The sequence below is a fragment of the Psychromarinibacter sediminicola genome, from assembly GCF_029168335.1.
Taxonomy (GTDB): Bacteria; Pseudomonadota; Alphaproteobacteria; order Rhodobacterales; family Rhodobacteraceae; genus Psychromarinibacter; species Psychromarinibacter sediminicola.
The window spans coordinates 1-1028 of record NZ_JARGYC010000202.1; the positions used below are offsets into that span (position 1 = coordinate 1).

Sequence of the window (1028 nt, forward strand, 5' to 3'; positions counted from 1 at the left end):
GGGGCCGGCGGCGCGCCGGGGTTACTTCTGCACCGCCTCGCAGGGGGCGCCGGCGGTCATCCCGCCCGGCACCGCGTTCGAGACGAAGACGCCTTCGCCGGGCGCCAGCGCGGGCAGATTCACCAGGCCGCTGTGATTGCCGGGGGCCAGGTAGGCCACCTGCACCGCCCCGGTGGCGAAGTCGTAGGGGTTCGAGATGCGGATGTCGTTGGGGAACTCCACCGGCGTGCCGGAGACGACGCAGGCGAAGGACAGCTTCAGCGGATACCGCTTCACATCCGGCACCACGGTCAGCGTCCGGTCGGGGCTGCGCGTCACGTAGGACGGGCCGTGCTGCATCCCGCCGAAGAGGGAATACATGCTCGGGGCGCTGAAATTGTCATAGGTCCGCACCGTCAGCGGCGAGGTCGAGCGCAGGTGGACAGTCGGCTCGGCCGAGGCCGGCAGGGCCGCCAGCGCCACGGCGGCGCCGGCCAGGAGGGTGATCAATTTGCGAGTCATAAGGGCTTTCCTTTGAGTCTGAGTCATTGGGACGCGGGGGGTGCGTCCGCGATGCGACATAAGGTGGCCCCGGGGCTGTCAGACAGGCAATATCGGGGGGGTGTCATCGGATAACGGGCGCCGGAAAGGCCTTTCGGGTCAGCCGGTTACGGGCTCCGGCGCCGCCGCGCGCACAGCCGGGTTCATCGCCGCCGCGACCGCCGCGCCACGCGGAATCGGGTCAGCGAGGGGCGCGCGCTCTGCTGTGCGCCTGCGCCGCTTCCTGTCGGGAAAAGACCGCCCGTCCACACGACACGACGTCCTCGGCCTTGCCGGATAGCGGCCCGGTCGAGCGGAACGCCGTGCAGCGCCGACCCGACGGGGCGCGGTCGAGCTTTGCGATGCCAGAGACATAAGCATGTAGGCCGGGCACTTGGCACCGTCCTCGCCAGTAGCGCCGCCCCGGGGGGGCGGGTCTCTCGGGCATTTCGAAACGAAATGCCCTGCCGACAGGCGATTGCACAGCAATCGCCGAGAGGCGGCGCTGC

At 70.0% G+C, this 1028-nt stretch carries 1 protein-coding gene; it reads right to left on the bottom strand.

The genetic code is table 11. From position 1 onward, the window contains the following. Positions 1-21: 21 nt before the first annotated feature. Positions 22-501, bottom strand: coding sequence for a hypothetical protein (locus P1J78_RS24940; protein WP_275570070.1), 480 nt, complete (start codon positions 499-501; stop codon positions 22-24). Positions 502-1028 lie beyond the last annotated feature (527 nt).